Source organism: Pseudoxanthomonas suwonensis (genome assembly GCF_010093235.1).
GTDB classification, from domain to species: domain Bacteria; phylum Pseudomonadota; class Gammaproteobacteria; order Xanthomonadales; family Xanthomonadaceae; genus Pseudoxanthomonas; species Pseudoxanthomonas suwonensis.
Genome location: NZ_PDWP01000005.1, coordinates 118,434 through 137,279, shown reverse-complemented (window position 1 = coordinate 137,279; position 18,846 = coordinate 118,434). Strand labels below are relative to the sequence as shown.

At 70.9% G+C, this 18,846-nt stretch carries 15 protein-coding genes; 9 read left to right on the top strand and 6 right to left on the bottom strand.

Annotation, left to right across the window (positions count from 1 at the left end):
* Nucleotides 1-358 precede the first annotated feature (358 nt).
* From rpmB to CSC68_RS03715, 3 genes are all read left to right on the top strand, one after another.
* Nucleotides 359-595: a 50S ribosomal protein L28 gene (gene rpmB, locus CSC68_RS03725; protein WP_162202149.1), complete on the top strand. Its 237-nt coding sequence runs from the start codon at nucleotides 359-361 to the stop codon at nucleotides 593-595.
* Nucleotides 596-608: 13 nt separating this feature from the next.
* Complete coding sequence (rpmG, locus tag CSC68_RS03720) at nucleotides 609-773, top strand: 50S ribosomal protein L33 (protein ID WP_019398349.1); 165 nt, start codon at nucleotides 609-611, stop codon at nucleotides 771-773.
* Nucleotides 774-865: 92 nt separating this feature from the next.
* Nucleotides 866-2,236 carry an FAD/NAD(P)-binding protein gene (locus CSC68_RS03715; RefSeq protein ID WP_162202148.1) on the top strand — a complete coding sequence of 457 codons (1,371 nt, stop codon included), beginning with the start codon at nucleotides 866-868 and terminating at the stop codon, nucleotides 2,234-2,236.
* Here the strand turns inward: CSC68_RS03715 and CSC68_RS03710 are convergent.
* The 3 genes from CSC68_RS03710 to CSC68_RS03700 are packed head-to-tail and all read right to left on the bottom strand — an operon-like array spanning nucleotide 2,233 to nucleotide 6,550.
* Nucleotides 2,233-2,751, bottom strand: coding sequence for a gluconokinase (locus CSC68_RS03710; RefSeq protein WP_162202147.1), 519 nt, complete (start codon nucleotides 2,749-2,751; stop codon nucleotides 2,233-2,235). The two genes, CSC68_RS03715 and CSC68_RS03710, sit on opposite strands and share 4 nt — an antisense overlap.
* Entirely contained in the window at nucleotides 2,748-5,156 is a 2,409-nt protein-coding gene (locus tag CSC68_RS03705) for a GH36-type glycosyl hydrolase domain-containing protein (protein ID WP_162202146.1), read from the bottom strand. The genes CSC68_RS03710 and CSC68_RS03705 overlap by 4 nt, the downstream gene beginning before the upstream one ends.
* Nucleotides 5,153-6,550 (bottom strand): MFS transporter, encoded by a 1,398-nt coding sequence (locus CSC68_RS03700; RefSeq protein WP_162202145.1) that lies wholly within the window; start codon nucleotides 6,548-6,550, stop codon nucleotides 5,153-5,155. Before CSC68_RS03700 ends, CSC68_RS03705 begins: the two co-directional genes overlap by 4 nt.
* Nucleotides 6,551-6,696: 146 nt before the next feature.
* On the opposite strand from CSC68_RS03700, the gene CSC68_RS03695 reads away from it, so the two are divergent.
* The 3 genes from CSC68_RS03695 to CSC68_RS16130 all read left to right on the top strand — a co-directional run bounded on the left by CSC68_RS03695 (nucleotide 6,697) and on the right by CSC68_RS16130 (nucleotide 13,677).
* A complete protein-coding gene (locus CSC68_RS03695) occupies nucleotides 6,697-10,149 on the top strand; it encodes a hybrid sensor histidine kinase/response regulator (protein WP_162202144.1) in 3,453 nt (1,150 codons plus the stop codon).
* A 562-nt stretch (nucleotides 10,150-10,711) separates the two neighbouring features.
* Nucleotides 10,712-12,493, top strand: a complete 1,782-nt coding sequence (locus CSC68_RS03690) for a copper resistance system multicopper oxidase (RefSeq protein WP_162202143.1) — start codon at nucleotides 10,712-10,714, stop codon at nucleotides 12,491-12,493.
* Nucleotides 12,494-12,927: 434 nt separating this feature from the next.
* Complete coding sequence (locus tag CSC68_RS16130) at nucleotides 12,928-13,677, top strand: copper resistance protein B (RefSeq protein ID WP_425501198.1); 750 nt, start codon at nucleotides 12,928-12,930, stop codon at nucleotides 13,675-13,677.
* A 25-nt stretch (nucleotides 13,678-13,702) separates the two neighbouring features.
* Here CSC68_RS16130 and CSC68_RS03680 read toward each other — a convergent pair whose 3' ends face one another.
* Complete coding sequence (locus tag CSC68_RS03680) at nucleotides 13,703-13,918, bottom strand: hypothetical protein (protein ID WP_019397449.1); 216 nt, start codon at nucleotides 13,916-13,918, stop codon at nucleotides 13,703-13,705.
* A 280-nt stretch (nucleotides 13,919-14,198) separates the two neighbouring features.
* On the opposite strand from CSC68_RS03680, the gene CSC68_RS03675 reads away from it, so the two are divergent.
* From CSC68_RS03675 to CSC68_RS03665, 3 genes are all read left to right on the top strand, one after another.
* Nucleotides 14,199-15,596, top strand: a complete 1,398-nt coding sequence (locus CSC68_RS03675; protein WP_162202141.1) for a cytochrome ubiquinol oxidase subunit I — start codon at nucleotides 14,199-14,201, stop codon at nucleotides 15,594-15,596.
* On the top strand, nucleotides 15,593-16,606 hold the full coding sequence (cydB, locus tag CSC68_RS03670; RefSeq protein ID WP_162202140.1) for a cytochrome d ubiquinol oxidase subunit II: 1,014 nt from the start codon (nucleotides 15,593-15,595) through the stop codon (nucleotides 16,604-16,606). The genes CSC68_RS03675 and cydB overlap by 4 nt, the downstream gene beginning before the upstream one ends.
* Nucleotides 16,607-16,694: 88 nt before the next feature.
* Nucleotides 16,695-17,561 carry an SDR family oxidoreductase gene (locus CSC68_RS03665; RefSeq protein ID WP_162202139.1) on the top strand — a complete coding sequence of 289 codons (867 nt, stop codon included), beginning with the start codon at nucleotides 16,695-16,697 and terminating at the stop codon, nucleotides 17,559-17,561.
* A gap of 11 nt (nucleotides 17,562-17,572) precedes the next feature.
* On the opposite strand, the gene CSC68_RS03660 is transcribed toward CSC68_RS03665, so the two are convergent.
* Together CSC68_RS03660 and CSC68_RS03655 are read right to left on the bottom strand one after the other, a co-directional pair.
* Nucleotides 17,573-17,950, bottom strand: coding sequence for a hypothetical protein (locus CSC68_RS03660; protein ID WP_162202138.1), 378 nt, complete (start codon nucleotides 17,948-17,950; stop codon nucleotides 17,573-17,575).
* Complete coding sequence (locus tag CSC68_RS03655; protein WP_162202137.1) at nucleotides 17,947-18,831, bottom strand: SDR family oxidoreductase; 885 nt, start codon at nucleotides 18,829-18,831, stop codon at nucleotides 17,947-17,949. Before CSC68_RS03655 ends, CSC68_RS03660 begins: the two co-directional genes overlap by 4 nt.
* Nucleotides 18,832-18,846: the final 15 nt, after the last annotated feature.

Below are 18,846 nucleotides of genomic sequence, written 5' to 3'. Positions count from 1 at the left end.
TCCGGCAACAGCCGGACGCAGCGAGCCGCCAATTATGCGGGGGCAAGTGGTTGATTGCAACCGGAAGGGGAAGGGGGTCAGAGTCACTTTTCCTGCCCGCCACGTACCTGCGCCCGGCTACGCCCGGGGAAAAGTGACTCTGACCCCCTTCCCCTTCCGGTTGCAATCAACCACTTGCCCCCGCATAATTGGCGGCTCGCTGCGTCCGGCTGTTGCCGGATCCGGCCCGGAACGCGATCCGGCGCCGCCCGTGCAGTCGAATTCCTTTCCCGCATCGCGTTCGGCCAGTCCACCAGGACCCGGCCGCGGGGCCGCCGTCTCCCGGGCTATGGGCGACACCAGACCTTTCGAGGTGCGTATGTCCCGCGTTTGCCAAGTTACCGGCAAGGGCGTGCAGACCGGCAACAACGTCTCGCACGCAAACAACAAGACCCGCCGCCGTTTCCTCCCCAACCTGCACGAGCGCCGCTTCTGGGTGGCTTCGGAGAACCGTTGGGTGAAGCTGCGTGTTTCCACCGCTGCCCTGCGCACCATCGACAAGAAGGGCATCGATGCCGTTCTGGCCGACCTGCGTGCCCGCGGCGAGAAGATCTGAGGAGTAACCGACCATGGCTTCCAAGCGCGACAAGATCCGCCTGATCTCCTCGGCCGGCACCGGCCACTTCTACACCACCGACAAGAACAAGAAGAACACGCCGAACAAGATGGAGATCAAGAAGTACGATCCCGTCGTTCGCAAGCACGTGATCTACAAGGAAGGCAAGATCAAGTAATTGATCGCCTCCTGTTCTGGAGAAAGCCCGCCACCCGGCGGGCTTTTTCTTTGTGCGGGGGCCGGGACGGTTTCGCCCGGTACAATCGGCGGATGCACTGCGACCACGACATCGCCATCGTCGGCGGCGGGGCCGCCGGGACCCTGGCGGCGATCCACCTGTTGCGCCAGGCCCGGCCCGGATCGCGGATCGCGGTGTACGAACCGTCGCCGCGACCGGGCGAAGGCGTGGCCTATTCGACCCGCCGCCGCGAACACCTGCTCAATGTCCCGGCCGGGAGGATGTCCGCCCTGCCGGACGAACCCGCCGACTTCCTGCGCTGGCTGGCCGGGCGCGAGGAGTACGCCGGTGGCGGGGACCTGTCCGGCTGCTCCCTGCCGCGACGCGACTACGCCGCCTATCTCGGCGACCGCCTGCGCGAAGCCGTGGCCACCAGCGCCGCCACGCTGGAGCTGCGCCACCACCGCATCACCGCGCTCCGCCGCCACGACACCGGCTTCAGCCTGGAATGGGAGGACGGCCGCGCGACCGCCGGCCGCGTCCTGCTGGCCACCGGGAACGCCCCGCGGCCGCTGCCGGCGCGCGGCGCTTCCACGCTCGGTGCGCCGCGCCTGCTGGAGGCGTGGGACAGCGAAGGGCTGGCAACGATCGCGCCCGATGCACGGGTGTGCATCGTTGGCACCGGATTGAGCATGGTCGACGTGGTCCTGACCCTGGCCGGCACCGGCCACCGCGGTCCGGTCCACCTGCTTTCGCGCCACGGCCTGCTGCCGATGGCGCATGCCCCGGATTCGCCGGTCGACACCGGACTGGACGTGGACGCCCTGCTCGCCCTGGACCTGCGCGCGCGGTTGCGACGCCTGCGCCAGCGGGTGGCCGAAGCCGCCGCCGACGGCCTGCCCTGGCAGGCCGTGCTGGAGCGGCTGCGTCCCCGCGTGCAGGCGCTGTGGCGCTCGCTCGACGCAGCCGACCAGCGCCGCTTCCTGCGCCACGTGGTGCGCTACTGGGACATCCACCGCCACCGCATCGCGCCGGAAGCCGACGCCGTGCTGCAGGAACTGCGCGGCAACGGACGCCTGCAGCTGCACCGCGCGCGCCTGGACCTGGTCACCGCCGGCCCTCGCTGCGTGCACGTGGTCGCGCGCGACCACCACGGCAATGCGCTCCCGCTGGACGTGGAGCACGTGGTCAACGCCACCGGCGTGGAACTGCGGGTGCAGGCCATGCGCAACCCGCTGCTGGAGCAGCTGCTGGGCGATGGCCTGGCCGAAGCCGGTGCGCATGGCATCGGCCTGGCCACCGACGCCGAGGGGCGCCTGGTCGACGCCCACGGCATCGCCCGCGACGACCTGCGCGCCATCGGCAGCCTGCGCATCGGCGAGGCCTGGGAAAGCCTGGCCGTGCCGGAGCTGCGCCAGCAGGCCCAGGCGCTCGCCTGCGCCTGGAGCGACGCCGCGGCCTAGGTCGCGACCGCGCCGATCGCCTGCAACGCCGCCTCCAGCTGCGCCTGTGGCTCCAGCGCAGCCGCGACCGGGGTCACGTCCACCTCGTCCAGCGGCGGCTCCAGGGTCGCGAACTGGCTGTCCAGCAGGGTGACCGGCATGTAATGGCCGCTGCGCTGGCGCATGCGCGCGGCGATCAGCTCCGCGTCGCCATGCAGGAACAGGAAGTGCAGCGGCAGGCCGGTGGCGCGCAGCATGTCGCGATGGCGCCGGCGCAATCCCGAGAACGCCAGGGTGACGCGCTCGCCGGCGGCGACGCGGCGCCGCAGGTCATCGGCGATCCGCTGCACCCAGGGCACCCGCATCTCGTCGGTCAGCGGCTGCCCGGACGCCATGCGCGCGCGCGCCTCCCCGCTGTGGAAGTCGTCGGCATCGAGGAAGGTCGCCTCCCAGGCCTGGGCCAGCGCCTGCGCCAGCGTGGTCTTGCCGCTGCCGGACACGCCCATCACCACCGCCACCCGCACCGGCGCACTCATGCCGCACCACCTCGGGCAAGCGGCAGCTCGACGCGCACGCGGTAGGTGCGGCCGGCCTCGACCGGCTGCAGCAGGCCATCGGCCAGCGGCTGGCCATCGACCCGGACGCGCATCGCCTGGACGCCGGCCACGCGCTCGACCTCCAGCTCGACCTGCGCGCCGCGGAACCGGCGCGATGCCCTGGCCGAGTTCCAGTGCGAGGGCAGCTGCGGTGCGATGCGCAGCGCACGGCCTTCGCCGCGCAGGCCGAACAGGTCCTCGACCAGGCAGCGGTAGAGCCAGGCCGCGGTACCGGTGTTGAACAGCTGGCTGGAACGCCCGGCGGTGCGCGGATGCAGGCGCCAGGCACCGCGGTAGTAGTTCGGTACGAACACCGGCAGCTGGCCGCGCTGCAGGCAGTCCTGCGGATCGGGCCCGGGCAGCATCGCGCGTAGCACCTGCCAGGCGCGGTCGCTCTCCCCGGCACGATACAGCGCGTGCAGGTAGAACGCGGCGGCGTGGTTGTACACCGCGCCGTTCTCGGCCGATCCGGGGAACTTCTGGGTCAGGCGGCCCACGTCCTCGCGCATGCCGGTGTAGGGCGGATCCAGCATCGCCGCGCCATAGGGCGAGATCAGCTGCTCGTCCACCGCGCGCAGCAGCTTCGCCCGGCGTGCCTCGTCGGCGGCGCCGCTGAGCATGGCCCAGCTCTGCGGGTTGAGGTAGATGCGGCCCTCGGTGTCGGCGCGCACGCCGAACACCACGCCGTCGTCGGTGATGCCGCGCCCGTACCAGTCGCCGTCCCACAGGTGCCTGTTGACCGCCTCGTTGAAGGCATCCGCGCCCTCGCGGAACACGGCATCGGGACGTCCGTGGCGGGCACTGATGTCGGCCCACAGGCGCAGCGCGTGCGCGCTGGCCAGGGACAGCCAGCCGGACACGCCGCGGCCCTTCCAGCCGACCATGTTCATGGGATCGCACCAGTCGCCCTGGGCGATGTAGCTGAGCCCGCGTTCGTCGCGCTGCGCCAGCAGCCAGTGCATGGCGCGGTCGACGCGCTCGGCGACGGTGGCGCTGTGCCCGTCGCTACCGGCCACCACCTCGTCGAGGATGGCGTCGTCGCCGGTCTCGTCCAGGTAGGCCTGCAGGCATACCGGCAGCCACACGCAATGGTCGGTGTGCGGCACCTGGTTGATGTACTTCAACTCCGCGCCCTCCACCAGCAGGATGCCATCGGGCATGGCACCGTCGGCCCCCTGCTGCGACAGCGCATGCAGGAACGAGGCACGCGCGGTGGCCGGGCGCAGGTAGGCCATGCCCATGTGGTCCTGCAGGAAATTGCGCGTCTGCGGATCCGTGGTCAGGCGGTTGGAGTCGCCGTGGTAGTACACCTGGCGCGGCAGCCAGCGGTTGGTGAAGTGGTCCAGCCAGGCGTCGGGCGACTCGATCCGCAAGCAGCCGCCGCCCTCCTCGAGGTAGCGGGCGGTCGCGGCCTCGGCCGCGGCGAAGCCTGCGGCGGACAGGTGGCGATCGCGCAGGGCGCGCACCTCGTCCTCGTCGTGCGCCGGTGCGAACAGGAAGCGCAGTTCCTCCACCTGGTCCGCCTCCAGGTCCAGGCGGTACTGCAGGGCGGCGGTCGGGGTCTCGTACAGGGCGTCGCCGCAGGCCAGGGTCTCGTGCCTGACCACCGAGTCCGGGGCGTGCAGCCCGCCCTCGCCCTCGAAGGTCGCCTGGTTCGCCTCCCAGGCATCGGGCGCGCGCTCGTGCAGCAGCACGGTCAGGTCCTTGAAGTCGCGCTGGCGGAACCAGTCGGCGACCTTCTGGTATGGGGTGACGCTGCTGCAGACGATGCCGCCCAGGTCGGCGCGGTAGCGGCCACCCTGGTTCATCCACGACATGTAGCCCACCGGGAAGTACGGATACACGCTGATCCGGCGGCGGCGCCCGGACACGTTGCGCACGCACAGGCTCCACAGTTCGGCCACGTCCTCGGCGGCCAGGCGCACGCGCATCTCCAGCTCGATGCCATGGCACTGCACCGTCCAGCACGCGTCGCCCGCGCCCACCGAGAAGGCGAAGGCGTCCGGCGTGCGGTTGACCGGCGCATGCGGCGCCGAGAACAGGCTGCCGCTGTCCTCGTCGCGCACGTAGCAGAAGCGTCCGGGATGGTGCGCGTAGTACGGCTGCTCCGGCTGCATGAAGGTCTTCGCCTCCAGCGTGGGCGCGTGCGCGTACTTGGCCGGCTCCGGCTGCATGAACTGCGCGGTGGCATAGCCGCGGCAGTTGAGCTGCAGCAGCATCCGCCGGTTCCACAGGAAGGTCGACGCCTGCGGCATCGCCGTCGGGCTGGCCAGCACGAAGCGGCGGCCCTGGTCCTCGAATCCGCCCACGCCGGGCACGTAGTCCATCTTGTTCGTCACGCTCATGCCTGTGCTTCCCGCCTTGCAGACAGATCACGCTGGATGCGCGCCAGCTCGGCCGCATCCAGCGGGTAGAAACGCATCACCCACGCCGCGATCAGCGCCACCACGCCCGGGATCACCGTCAGCAGCAGGCAGATGCCCAGGCGCGAGGCGTCGGACTGGGCCTGGTTGGCCACGTAGCCCATCGCCGCAAGCGTCCAGGCGATGCCGGCCGAGGCCATGGCGCCGCCCATCTTCTGCGAGAACGCGGCGGCGGCGAAGGTCATCGCGGTGGCGCGGCGCCCGGTCTTCCACTCGGTGTAGTCGGCGCAGTCGGCGTACATGGAGAACGCCAGCGGCGACTTCGGACCCAGCAGCAGGCCGACCAGGGTGTTGAGTCCCAGCATCACCCACACCTGCTCCGGCGGGACGAAATACATCGCGCAGCTGAGCACGCCCACGGCGGCCATCAGCAGCATCAGCAGGCTGCGCTTGTCGATGAAGCGGGTCATCAGCGGGGTCAGCGCCGCGCCGGCCGCCAGCGCGACCGAATAGGCGCCGAGGAACAGGCCGGTCAGCTCCGGGCGTTCGACGTGGTACTTGAGGTAGTACACCAGCGATCCGCTGCGCATGACGATGGTGATCATGATCACCAGGGCCAGCACGAACAGCACCAGCCACGGCCGGTTGCCGAGCAGGTCCATGATGTCCTGGCGCACCGCGCTCTTCTGCTGGGGCGGCGGCTGGATGCGCTCGCGGGTGCTGGCGAACACGGCGGCGAAGCAAGCGACGGCGACGAGGCCGTACAGGCCCATCGTCAGCTGCCAGCCCAGCTTTTCGTCGCCGCGACCCAGCCACTGGACCAGGTCGAGGGTGAAGTAGTTGACCACGGTGGTGCCGGCGAAGGCGGCGATGAAGCGGAAGCTGACCAGGGTCGTGCGCTGCTGGCTGTCGGAGGTCATCACGCCAGACAGCGCCGAGTACGGCATCGCCAGCACGGTGTAGGCGATCATCAGCAGGGTGAAGGTGGCATACGCCCACAGCAGGCGTCCGCCGCCATCGAAGTCCGGCACCGTCCACGTCAGGACACCCATCGCCGCCAGCGGCAGCGCGCCGTAGAGCATGTACGGTCGGAAGCGTCCGAAGCGGGTGCGGGTGCGGTCCGCGATCGCGCCCATCAGCGGATCGGTAATGGCATCCACCAGCCGCGTGGCCAGCATCATCGTGCCCACCGCCGCCGCGGCCAGGCCCATCACGTCGGTGTAGAAGATCAGCAGGAAGGCCGAGATGTTGGCCCAGTAGAGGTTGAAACCGAAATCGCCGATCCCGTAGCCGGCTTTCTCCCTGAAGGACAGGCGGGCGGACGGCTCGGCCGCGGGCACTCGCGCGGCCGCGGCCACGTTCTGGTCGTGCTGCATTCCCTCTCCTGATGCAGGTGGCGTCCGCTGGGAACGCCCGGTGGCACGTGACAGCGTTGTCAGATTGCTCGCAACCTGCGTGCGGCGCAAGCGCGGCACCATGCGCCGCAGTACACTCGCGGGCCGGGTGAGGGGAGGAGATCGACTTGGTGTCGAGCTGGATCCTGCTGCTGGTCTCAGTAGGCTACGCCGCGCTGCTGTTCACCGTGGCCTGGTGGGGCGACCGGCGGCCGATGTATCCCGACCGCCCGTGGCTGCGCCCGGTGGTCTACAGCCTGGCGCTGGCGGTCTACTGCTCCTCGTGGACCTTCTACGGAGCCGTCGGCAGCGCGGTGCGCAACGGCATCGGCTACCTGCCCATCTACCTCGGCCCGATCCTGCTGATGGTCTTCGGCTGGCGCATCATCGAGCGCCTGGCGCTGATCGCGCGCAGCCAGAACGTGGTGTCGATCGCGGACTTCATGTCCGCCCGCTATGGCCGTTCGCGGCGGCTGGCGGCACTGGTGGCGGTGATCGCGCTGGTCGGCATCATTCCGTATGTTGCACTGCAGTACAAAGCGGTGGCGATGAGCCTGGCCGTGCTGTCCGGCCAGCACGTGGAGCAGGCGGGGATCGCCGCGGACCCGGCGCTGTACGTGGCCTTGCTGATGGCGCTGTTCGCGGCGCTGTTCGGCACCCGCCAGGTCGATGCCACCGAGCACCACCACGGCATGATGCTGGCCATCTCGCTGGAGTCGCTGGTCAAGCTCGTCGCGCTGGTGGCGGTGGGCGTGTTCGCCTGGTTGTGGCTGCGCGGCAACGAGATGCGGGTGACCGATGCGGCGCGCGAGCTGTTCGTGCAGGCGCCGCCGATGGGCTTCGTCGCCCAGACCCTGCTGAGCTTCCTTGCGATCGTATGCCTGCCGCGCCAGTTCCAGGTGGCGGTGGTCGAGTGCGGCGACGTGGCCGACATCCGCCGCTCGCGCTGGATGTTCGGCGGCTACCTGATGATCGTCACCCTGATGGTGATGCCCATCGCAACGGCTGGCATCTCGCTGTTCGGCGGCGATCCGCGGGTGGCCAGCGACACCTTCGTGCTGGCGCTGCCGCTTGCCGAAGGCAGCAACGCGCTGGCCCTGGCCGCCTACGTGGGCGGCTTCTCCGCGGCCACCGGCATGGTGATCGTGGCGAGCATCGCGCTGGCGACGATGGTCAGCAACGACCTGGTGATGCCGGTGCTGTTGCGTGGCGGCTGGGGCGAGCGGCACGCGGCCGCGGACGTGGCCTCGCTGGTGCTGTGGGTGCGCCGCCTGTCGATCCTGCTGCTGTCGCTGTGCGCCTATGGCTACTACCGCTGGATCGGCGGCGACACCGCGCTGGCCGCCTACGGCGTGATGGCGTTCGCCGCGGTGGCGCAGTTCGCGCCTGGCCTGATCGGCGGCCTGTACTGGCGCGGCGCCAGCCGGCGCGGCGTGGAGTTCGGCCTGCTGGCCGGCTTCGCCACCTGGATCTACACCCTGCTGCTGCCGGCGCTCACCCGCTCGGGCCTGTTCGACGCGCAGTGGATGGAAGCCGGTCCGTTCGGCCTCTACTGGTTGCGCCCGCAGCAGCTGTTCGGACTCAGCGGCTGGGACCCGCTGACCCACGGCACGTTCTGGTCGCTGCTGCTCAACACCGGCGTGATGATGGTCGTGTCGGCACGCTGGCGTCCCAGCGTGGACGAACGCCTGCGCATCGCCCCGTTCCTGGACCCGTATGCCGAACGGCAGACCCTGTCGCGCGGCGAATGGTCCGGCAACGTCAGCGTGGGCGACCTGCTCGCGCTGGCCAAGCGCATCGTCGGCGAACGCCACGCGCGGCGGGCCTTCGCCGAGCAGGCCACGGAGCTGGGGGGCGAGCTGCAGCCGGCCAGCGCCGCCGATCGCGCCTGGATCCAGTTCACCGAACGCCTGCTGGCCGCCTCGATCGGCGCGGCCTCGGCGCGCCTGGTGCTGACCTCGGTGTTGCGCGGCTCGGGCATGCACCTGGACGAGGTCATGGCGCTGCTGGACGAGGCCGGCCAGGAGCTGCGCTTCAACCGCGAGATCCTGTCCACCACCCTGGAGAACATCAGCGCCGGCGTCAGCGTGGTCGATCCGGACATGCGCCTGGTGGCCTGGAACCGCCGCTACCAGCACATGTTCGGCTATCCGGTCGGCATGCTTTACGTCGGCCGTCCGGTGGCGGACCTGATCCGCTACAACGCCGAGCGCGGCGAGCTGGGCGAGGGCGACATCGAGGAGCACATCCGCAAGCGCATCGAGCACATGCGGGCCGGCACGCCGCACGTGTTCGAGCGCGTGCGCGCCGACGGCACGGTGATCGAGATGCGCGGCCAGGCCCTGCCCGGCGGCGGCTACGTCACCAGCTACAACGACATCACCGCCTACAAGCACGCCGAGCAGGCGCTGCGCGAAGCCAACGAGACCCTGGAACAGCGCGTGGCCGAGCGTACCCGCGAGGCGGAGGAGGCGCAGCAGTCGCGCACCCGCTTCCTGGCGGCGATCAGCCACGACGTGCTGCAGCCGCTCAACGCCGCGCGCCTGTTCGCCTCGGCCCTGCGCGAGGGCGGGCAGGATCCGTCCGAACAGCGCCACCTGGCCGAGCGCGTGGACGCCTCCCTGCGCGCCGCCGAGGAACTGCTGGACGGCCTGCTCGACGTCTCGCGCCTGGACACCGGCGCGCTGCAGGCGGAGATCTCCACCTTCGACGCCGGCGAGCTGCTGCGCGAACTGGCCGCGCAGTACGCGCCGGTCGCCGCGGGACGCAGCCTCGACCTGCGCGTCCATGCCCGTGCCTGCCCGGTGCGCAGCGACCGCCGCCTGCTGCGCCGGGTGCTGCAGAACTTCATCGCCAACGCCCTGCGCTACACCCGCCAGGGCCGGATCGTGCTGGGCATGCGCGTGCGCGGGGACACCGTGTACCTGCAGGTCTGGGACACCGGTCCGGGCATCCCCCCGCAGCACATGCGCCAGATCTACGAGGAATTCCAGCGCTACCAGCAGCCCTTCGACTGGGGCGAGCGCGGCCTCGGCCTGGGCCTGTCGATCTGCCAGCGCATCTCGCGCCTGCTCGACCATGGCCTGGACGCGAACAGCCGGGTCGGCCGCGGCAGCATGTTCTCCATCGCCGTGCCGCGCGGTGCGCCATCGGCTGCGATGACCGCGCCGGTGATCGCGCTGCCGGGCGAGGATTCGCTGGCCGGCCTGCGCGTGCTCTGCCTGGACAACGACCGCGAGATCCTCGATGGCATGCGCCTGCTGCTGGCACGCTGGCAGGCCATCGCCATCCCCGCGGCGACGGTCGACGAGGCGCTGGAGCGGATGGCCGACAGTGCCCCGCAGGCAATGCTGGTGGACTACCACCTGCACGACCGCATGGACGGGCTGGATGCGCTGGATGCGCTGCGCGCGGCCGGCGGCGCCATCCCTGGCGCCCTGCTGACTGCCGACGGCCGCGACGAACTCAAGCGGCAGGCGCGCATGCGTGGTTACCGCCTGCTCACCAAGCCGGTGAAACCGGCCTCGCTGCGCGCCTGGCTGGCGGCGCAGGCCGCGGCATCCGCGCGCGCCGGTGCCTGAATCCCGGTCCGCGCGGCGGCTTGCTGCGGCCACGGCGCTGGCTTACCGTGGCCGGGTCCGAGCCGCGCCGCCATGACCGTCCTCCTGCATCGTCTTTCCGCCCTGCTGCTGCTCCTGTCCCTGGTGGCGGGAGGATGGCCTGCGCAGGCGATGCACGTACCGGCCCCGGTGGCGCCCGGGCCGGAGCATGCCGCTGTCGCCGATGGTGATGCCATGCATGGCTGCCACGACAGCGCACCGATGGCCATGCCCCTGGAGCAGGATCCGCACCGGGCTCCGGCGGATTGCTGCGACCACCACGGCGGTGGCGACGCGGACGCCTGCGACCTCGCCTGCGCCTGCCCGCCCGCGGTGGCCGCGCCGGCACCGGTGCCGGCCGCCACGGCCGGTTTCGCCGACGCCGTGCCGGTAGCGACTCCCGCGCACGGAGACCCGGGATACATGCCGTCGCCACCGCGACGGCCTCCCATCGCCTGAGCCACGCAGATCGCAGCCGCGCGACCGCCACCGGCGTCGCGCCTCCTCCGCGTGCGCCCAGTGCGCCCTTACCGGATCAATGAACATGCCCGCTTCCCGGGACCCTTCCGCCATCCCGCCGTCGTCACCGGCGCGCCGTCGCTTCGTCCAGGGCCTGGCCCTGGCCGGGGCGGCCGGCACCGGCCTGCTGCGCACGCCCGCGCTGGCCATGACCTCACCGCTCCTCGCCGGTCGCGACTTCGACCTGTCCATCGGCCCGACCATCCTCGACATCACCGGCCGGCCGCGTCCCGCGGTGGCGGTCAACGGCAGCGTGCCGGCACCGCTGCTGCGCTGGCGCGAGGGCGACACCGTCACCGTGCGCGTCAGCAACCGCCTTGCCGATGCGCCAAGCTCGATCCACTGGCACGGCATCCTGCTGCCGGCCAACATGGACGGCGTGCCCGGCATGAGCTTCGACGGCATCGCGCCGGGCGATACCTGGCTCTACCGCTTCACCCTCAGGCAGTCCGGCACCTACTGGTACCACAGCCATTCACTGTTCCAGGAACAGGCGGGCCTCTACGGGCCGATCGTCGTCGACCCGCTGCAGCCGCCGCCGTACCACTACGACCGCGAGCACGTCCTGCTGCTTTCGGACTGGACCGACCTCGCGCCGGATGCGCTGTTCCGACGGCTGAAGAAGGCGCCCTCGTACGACAACCTGTACAAGCGCACCGCCGCCGACTTCCTGCGCGACGCGCGACGCGACGGCCTACGCGCCACCCTCGCCGACCGCGGCATGTGGGGACGCATGCGGATGACGCCGACCGACCTGTCGGACGTCAATGGCAACACCTATACGTACCTGCTCAACGGCCAGCCGCCGGCCGCCAACTGGACCGGGTTGTTCCGCCCGGGCGAGAAGGTGCTGCTGCGCCTGATCAATGCCGGCGCGATGACCTACTTCGACGTGCGCATCCCCGGACTGAAGATGACCGTGGTCGCCGCCGACGGCCAGTACGTGCATCCGGTGACGGTGGACGAGCTGCGCATCGCCGCCGCGGAAACCTACGACGTCATCGTCGAGCCTTCGGGCCAGGATGCGTACACCATCTTCGCCCAGGACATGGGCCGCACCGGCTTCGCCCGCGGCACCCTGGCCGTCCGCCACGGCCTGGCCGCACCGGTGCCCGTGCCCGATCCGCGGCCGCTGCTGACCATGGAAGACATGGGCCACGGCGGCCACGGCGGCGGCCAAGCCATGGAGGGTGGCTGCGGCGCGGCGATGATGGCCGAGGGCAGCTGCGGCGCCGGGATGCATGGCGGCCACGAAGCACATGCGGCGCACGCGCCGGACGTCGTCCATCCGGCCAGCGAGTCAAGCAACCCGCTGGTGGACATGCAGTCCTCGCCCAGCGGCCCGCGCCTGGACGATCCCGGCATCGGGCTGCGCGGCAACGGCCGCCGCGTGCTCGCCTATGCCGACCTCCGCAGCCTGTTCGACGACCCCGACGGACGCGAGCCGGGACGCGAGGTCGAGCTGCACCTGACCGGGCACATGGAGAAGTTCGCCTGGTCGTTCAATGGCGTGCCCTTCGCCTCCGCCGAGCCGCTGCGCCTGAACTACGGCGAGCGCCTGCGCATCGTGCTGGTCAACGACACCATGATGCAGCACCCCATCCACCTGCATGGACTGTGGAGCGACGTCGAGGACGCCCGGGGCGAATTCCAGGTGCGCAAGCACACCGTCGACATGCCGCCCGGCACGCGCCGCAGCTACCGCGTGCGCGCCGACGCGCTGGGCCGCTGGGCCTTCCACTGCCACCTGCTCTACCACATGGAGGCCGGGATGATGCGCGAGGTGCGCGTGGAGGAATCCGCATGAAGCGCCTGCTCCCGATGCGCATCCTTCCCGCGATCCTGCTCGTGCTGCCTCCGGGTGTTGTTCCGGCGGCAGCCCGGGAGGGCGGCCACGGCGACCATCGCCGGCCTGTGTCCGCCCAGCCAGCGTCCGCGGGTCATGACCACCACGCCGGGCATTCCGGGGCCGCGCCGCGCCCGTCCGCGCACGACCCGGATGCCGGCCACGCAGGGGCCACGTCCGCGGCGCCTGATGCCCCCGGACACGGGCACGGGCACGGACACGACGGCCATGCCAACCATGCGACGACGTCGCACGGAGCCCACGACCACGCGCCTGCGCCTGCGCCTGCACAGGCCCCGCATGGCACGCATGCGCAGCGCGCGTCCCATGCCCATGTCACCCATGACGACCTGGCCCCCGCCGCGACCCCGCCGCATGACCACGCCGCACATGCCATGGCTCAGGCACATGGCGCAACTTCGGCACAGCCGGCACCCCGCGAGCCGATCCCGCACCCGACCGACGCCGACCGCGCCGCGGCCTTTCCCCCGTTGCGGCATGGCCACGCCCACGGCGGCGGTATCAACAGCCTGGTCCGCTTCGACAGGCTGGAGGGCTGGGATGCGGATCCGGGCACCGGCCAGGCCTGGGAAGCCAAGGCCTGGGTCGGCGGCGACGTGCAGCGCCTGTGGCTGCGCAGCGAAGGCGAGCGCGAGGACGGGCGTACCCTTGCCGCGGACCTGGAGGTGTTCTACGGCCGCGGCATCAGTCCCTGGTGGGACCTGCTGGCCGGCGTGCGCCACGACTTCGCCCCGGGCGACAGCCGCACCTGGGCTGCACTGGGGGTGCAGGGCATGGCCCCGTACAAGTTCGAGGTGGCGGCCACTGCCTACCTCGGCAGCGGGGGCCGCACCGCGCTGCGTGCCGAGGTCGAATACGAGCTGCCACTGACCCGCCGGCTGCTGCTGGAACCCAAGCTGGGACTTGAGCTGCACGGCCGGGACGATGTCCGCCGTGGCATCGGTGCCGGCCTGTCCACCGCCGAGGCCGGGGTGCGGCTGCGCTGGGCGGCCACGCCGCGGTTCGCGCCCTACTTCGGCGTGGTCCACGAGCGCAGCTTCGGCGATACCCGCCGCTACCGGGCCGCGGAGCATGGCCAGGCGCGCGACACCCACTGGGTCGCCGGCCTGCGCTGGTGGTTCTGAGCGACGCAGCCCCGGGCAGGGCCCCCTAGGGGAGGCCCTGCCCGGGTTCTTCGCCGACGCCGGCGCGGCGCGAGGCGTCGAGGCGCCCGACCAGTTCGACTGCGGCCTCGTACGCCTGTGCCATGTCTTCCAAATGCGTCCGGTCGCCATCGCGGCGGTATGCGTGCAGCGCGAATCCCAGCAGGTTGAGCCGGTTGCGCAGTTCATGCAGCAGCAGCTCATCTCCCTCGGGCTGGCTCATGGCGGTTGCGCCTCGATCGGGTAGTGGGCCGACGACAGCCCGCGGGCGTGGCGGCGGCCGGCCCCGGAATGATGCGGCGGCCGCCGTGATGGCCCCGCCAATCCCCCGGACGGCCTGCATGCCTCCACGCCACGCTGACATGCCGTCCACGGCCCGCTGCCCACACTCGCGTCCACCGCCGTGCGCATGCGCCTCCCGGAGCATCGATGAACGCCGCGAGCCTCCCCAATGCCGTGGGCATCCCCCGCCGGCGATCCGCCGCGTGCAGGACGGATTGACCATGGACGCCCTGCTGCTTTCGCGCATCCAGTTCGCGTTCGTCATCTCCTTCCACGTGCTGTTCCCGGCCTTCACCATCGGCCTGGCGTGGTGGCTTTCCTTCGTGGAGTGGCGCTGGCTGCGTACCCACGATGCGGCCTGGCGGCGGATCTACTTCTTCTGGATGCGGATCTTCGCCATCTCCTTCGGCATGGGCGTGGTCAGCGGCATCGTCATGACCTTCCAGTTCGGCGCCAACTGGCCGGAGCTGAGCCGTGTCGGCGGCGGCATCCTGGGCCCGCTGCTGAGCTACGAGGTGATGACCGCCTTCTTCCTGGAGGCCAGCTTCCTGGGCGTGATGCTGTTCGGCTGGGGCCGGGTGTCGGAGAAGCTGCACTTCCTGGCCACCTGCATGGTCGCGGTGGGCACGCTGTTCTCGGCTTTCTGGATCCTCAGCGCCAACAGCTGGATGCATACGCCGGCCGGTTACGCGCTGGCCGACGGCATCGTCGAGCCGGCGGACTGGCTGGCGATCATCTTCAATCCCTCCTTCCCCTACCGCTTGGTGCATATGACGCTGGCGGCGTTCATCACCAGCTGTTTCGTGATCGGCGGCGTGTCGGCCTGGCTCCTGCGCCGCGGCATCCAGGTCGACGAGGCGCGGCGCATGCTGCACGCGGCGGTGGCCTTCGCCGCGATCACGGTGCCGCTGCAGATCCTGGCCGGCGACATGCACGGCCTCAACACCCTGGAGCACCAGCCAATCAAGGTCGCGGCGATGGAGGGCCACTGGCATCCGGCCGAACCCGGCGCCGGGGTGCCGCTGACCGTGTTCGCCGTGCCCGACCAGGAGGCGGAGACCAACCGCCACGCGTTCGCGATCCCGCGCCTGGGCAGCCTGATCCTGACCCATGAATGGGACGGCGACATCCCGCCGCTGACCTCGGTGCCGCCGGAGGAGCGGCCGCCGGTGGCGCCGGTGTTCTATGCCTTCCGGATCATGGTCGGCATCGGCGTGCTGATGCTGCTGCTGGCCTGGGCCTCCGCCTTCGCCTGGTGGCGCGGCACGCTGCTGCGCAGCCGGCTGCTGCTGGGCGCCTGGAACCTGATGCTGCCAGCGGGCTTCATCGCCCTGGTCGCCGGCTGGTTCGTCACCGAGATCGGGCGCCAGCCCTGGGTGGTGCATGGGCTGATGCGCACCGCCGACGCGGTTGGCGAGCAGAGCGTCGGCATGGTCCTGGCGTCGCTTGCCACCTACGTCGTCGGCTACGCCTTCGTGTTCGGCTTCGGGGTCTGGTACCTCGCCCGGCTGGTGCGCCACGGCCCGGTGCCCGACCGCGATGGACCGGACCTGGAAGGCGGCGAGCGCACCCCGGCACGGCCGATCTCCGCGGCCGGCATTCCCGGAGAAGACCAATGAACATCGAGCAATGGTTGCCGGTCGCCTGGTTCGTGGTGATCTGCTTCGGGGTCCTGATGTACGTGGTGCTGGACGGTTTCGTCCTGGGCCTGGGGATCCTCGCGCCGTTCGCGCGCAACCCGCAGGAACTGGACCTGATGATGAACACCGCCGCGCCCATCTGGGACGGCAACGAAACATGGCTGGTGCTGGGCGGCGTCGGCCTGCTGGCCGCGTTCCCGGCGGTGTACGCGCTGGTCCTGTCTTCGCTGTACCTGCCGGTGCTGGTGATGGTGATGGCGCTGGTGTTCCGTGGCGTGGCCTTCGAGTTCCGCTTCAAGGCGCGGCGCTCGCGCTGGGTCTGGGGCGGGGCGTTCTTCGCCGGATCGCTGCTGACGGCGGTGGCACAGGGCGTGATCCTGGGCGCCATCGTCCAGGGCCTGGCGGTGGAGGACGGTCGCTACGTGGGCGGCGCGTTCGGCTGGTTCAGTCCCTTCACCATGCTTACCGGGCTGGCGCTGGCCGCCGGCTATGCGCTGCTGGGCGGCAGCTGGCTGATCCTCAAGACCGAAGGTCCGGTGCGCACGCTCGCCTGCAGCCTGACCCGCATGCTGGCCGGCGTGGTCATCGCGGCGCTGGGCCTGGTCAGCGCCTGGCTGCCCTTCCTCAGCTCGCGGGTGATGGCGCGCTGGTTCGAGAGTGGCAACTTCTGGTGGCTGTCGCCGGTGCCGCTGTGCGCCCTGGTCGTGTCGGTGCTGCTGTGGCGCACGACCGGACGCGGCGGGCCCGACTCGCGGCCGTTCCTGCTGTCGCTGCTGCTGTTTGCGCTGGCCTTCGTCGGCCTGGTGCTGGGCATGTGGCCCTACCTGGTGCCGCCCACCTATACCTTGTGGCAGGCGGCCGCGCCGGCGTCCTCGCAGGTCTTCGCCCTGGTCGGTCTGGTCGTGCTGCTGCCGCTGGTGCTTGGCTATACCGCCTGGTCCTACCGTGTCTTCCGCGGCAAGGTCAGTGCCGACGCGGGCTACCACTGACGCATCACGCCACCGCAACGCGAGGCGCGCATCGCCTTTACCGGTCTCCACACACACTGGCGGTTCCCCCCGACCACGGAGCACCGCCATGGCCCTGCCCGATTACCCGAAGCCGCCGTTCAAGCGCCAGCAGCAGTCCTTCCCCGGCAAGACCTCGCGCATGGAACCGCGCCCGGACCATGGCGAGGACAGCTACGTGGGCAGCGGCCAGCTGGAGGGCAAGCGCGCCCTGGTCACCGGGGGCGACAGCGGCATCGGCGCCGCGGTGGCGATCGCCTACGCGCGCGAGGGCGCGGACGTGGCCATCGCCTTCCTCCCCGGCGAGCGCGACGATGCGCAGCACGTGCAGGAGCACATCGAGGCCGCGGGCCACCGCGCCCTGCTGGTGGAATGCGACATCAGCGACGCGCACCAGGCGGCCGACCTCATCGAAAGGGTCCGCAAGGAATTCGGCGGCCTCGACATCCTGGTCAACAACGCCGCCTACCAGCGCTACTTCGAGAGCTTCGACGAGATCACGCTGGACGAATGGCGGCGTACTTTCGAGACGAACGTGCACGCGGTATTCAACCTGGTGCGGCTGGCCCTGCCGATGCTGGAGAACGGCGGCTGCGTGATCAACACCGCCTCGGTGAACTCGAAGAAGCCCAAGCCCAACATCCTGCCCTATGCGGCCACCAAGGGCGCCGTGGCCAACCTGACCATCGGCCTGGCCGGACTGCTGGCCGACCGCGGCGTACGCGTGAACGCGGTGCTGCCCGGCCCGATCTGGACGCCCTTCATTCCGGCCGGCATGTCGGAGGAGGAAGTGGAGACCTTCGGCGACCAGACGCCATTCGGACGGCCCGGCCAGCCGGCCGAGCTTGCCTCCGCCTACGTGATGCTGGCCAGCGACAAGGCCAGCTACACCTCCGGCGCGCTGCTGACGATCTCCGGCGGCGCGGTGGTGATGTAAAGGCCGCGACCTCAGGCGGGTCCAGGCGCGGTGGTTTCCCGCTGCGCCTGGACGCCCATCCCATGCGACGGCACAGGGGTGCCCCCATTGCCGCGGAACAGCCGCGGACCGTTCCGCCGGCTGCGCTGGCACGGCGGCATGCGCTCCGGCACGTAGTCCTCGATCGCACGCCACCCGACCACAGCCCACTGTCCCTCGTCGGCCGGCAGTTCCGGCGACCACCAGCAACGGCCATCGAAGGTGCCCGCGAACCAGGTGCTGTAGCCGTCCTCGCCACGCGCGCGGATCGCCAGCGGCGCACGCAACGGCGGTACCACGTCCGCGCTGCGGCAGCAGGGGCAGTCTCCGGAAGGGCGGCTGCCGAAGCCGTCCGGCATGCGGGCGCTCATGCCGCACCCCCGTGGATGCGGCCGCCATGGCCGGGCCGGTCCAGGGTGCCGCGGGGATCACGCGGCGGCACTTCCCGCTGCTGCCGGTCGGCCTGGCGCGCCGCCATGCGGTCGGCCAACGCAGGCGCCAGGCGACTGGCCAGCGAGTTGAACCTGGACATCGCGCCGACCTGGGTGGCGCGGCCGCCCTGGCTGGCCGCGCGCAGGATGGCCGCGGCCACGTCGGACGGATCGATCAGCGGCGTCGGCAGCTTCGGCTCCTGGTCCATGTAGTTGCGCGCGTGTTGCGGGAAGGGGGTGTCGGTGGCGGTCGGCTGCACCAGGACGATCGAAACCGGGCTGCCTGCGACATGTTCCTCCTCCACGCGGAGCGCGTCGGTGAAGCCCTTCACCGCGTGCTTGGACGCCGAATACATCCCCTGCAACGGGATGACCGCGTCGGACACCTCGCTGCCCACGTTGACCAGCACGCCACCGCTTGCGCGCAGGAACGGCAATCCAGCCAGCGAACCATTGACCACGCCCCAGAAGTTCACGTCGAACAGGCGACGGCTGTCCGCCTCCGAGACCTCCTCCAGGCGGCCGTAGATCGAAACGCCGGCGTTGTTGACCCACGTGTCGATGCCACCGAAACGCTGGTGCGCGAGGCGTGCCACGGCGTCCACATCCGCGCGCCGCGACACGTCGCATTGCGCGGCCAGCGCCTGGCCACCGGCCGAAGTGATGGTCGCGACTGCTTCCTCCAGCACGTCCAGGCTGCGTGCAGCCAGCACCACGCGTGCGCCCTGTTCGGCCGCCGACAGCGCGGTGCAGAGGCCGATGCCACTGGAGGCGCCGGTGATGACGATGACCTGCTGGTCGAGAGGCTTGTGCTGGGCCATTGGAAGGCTCCCGGA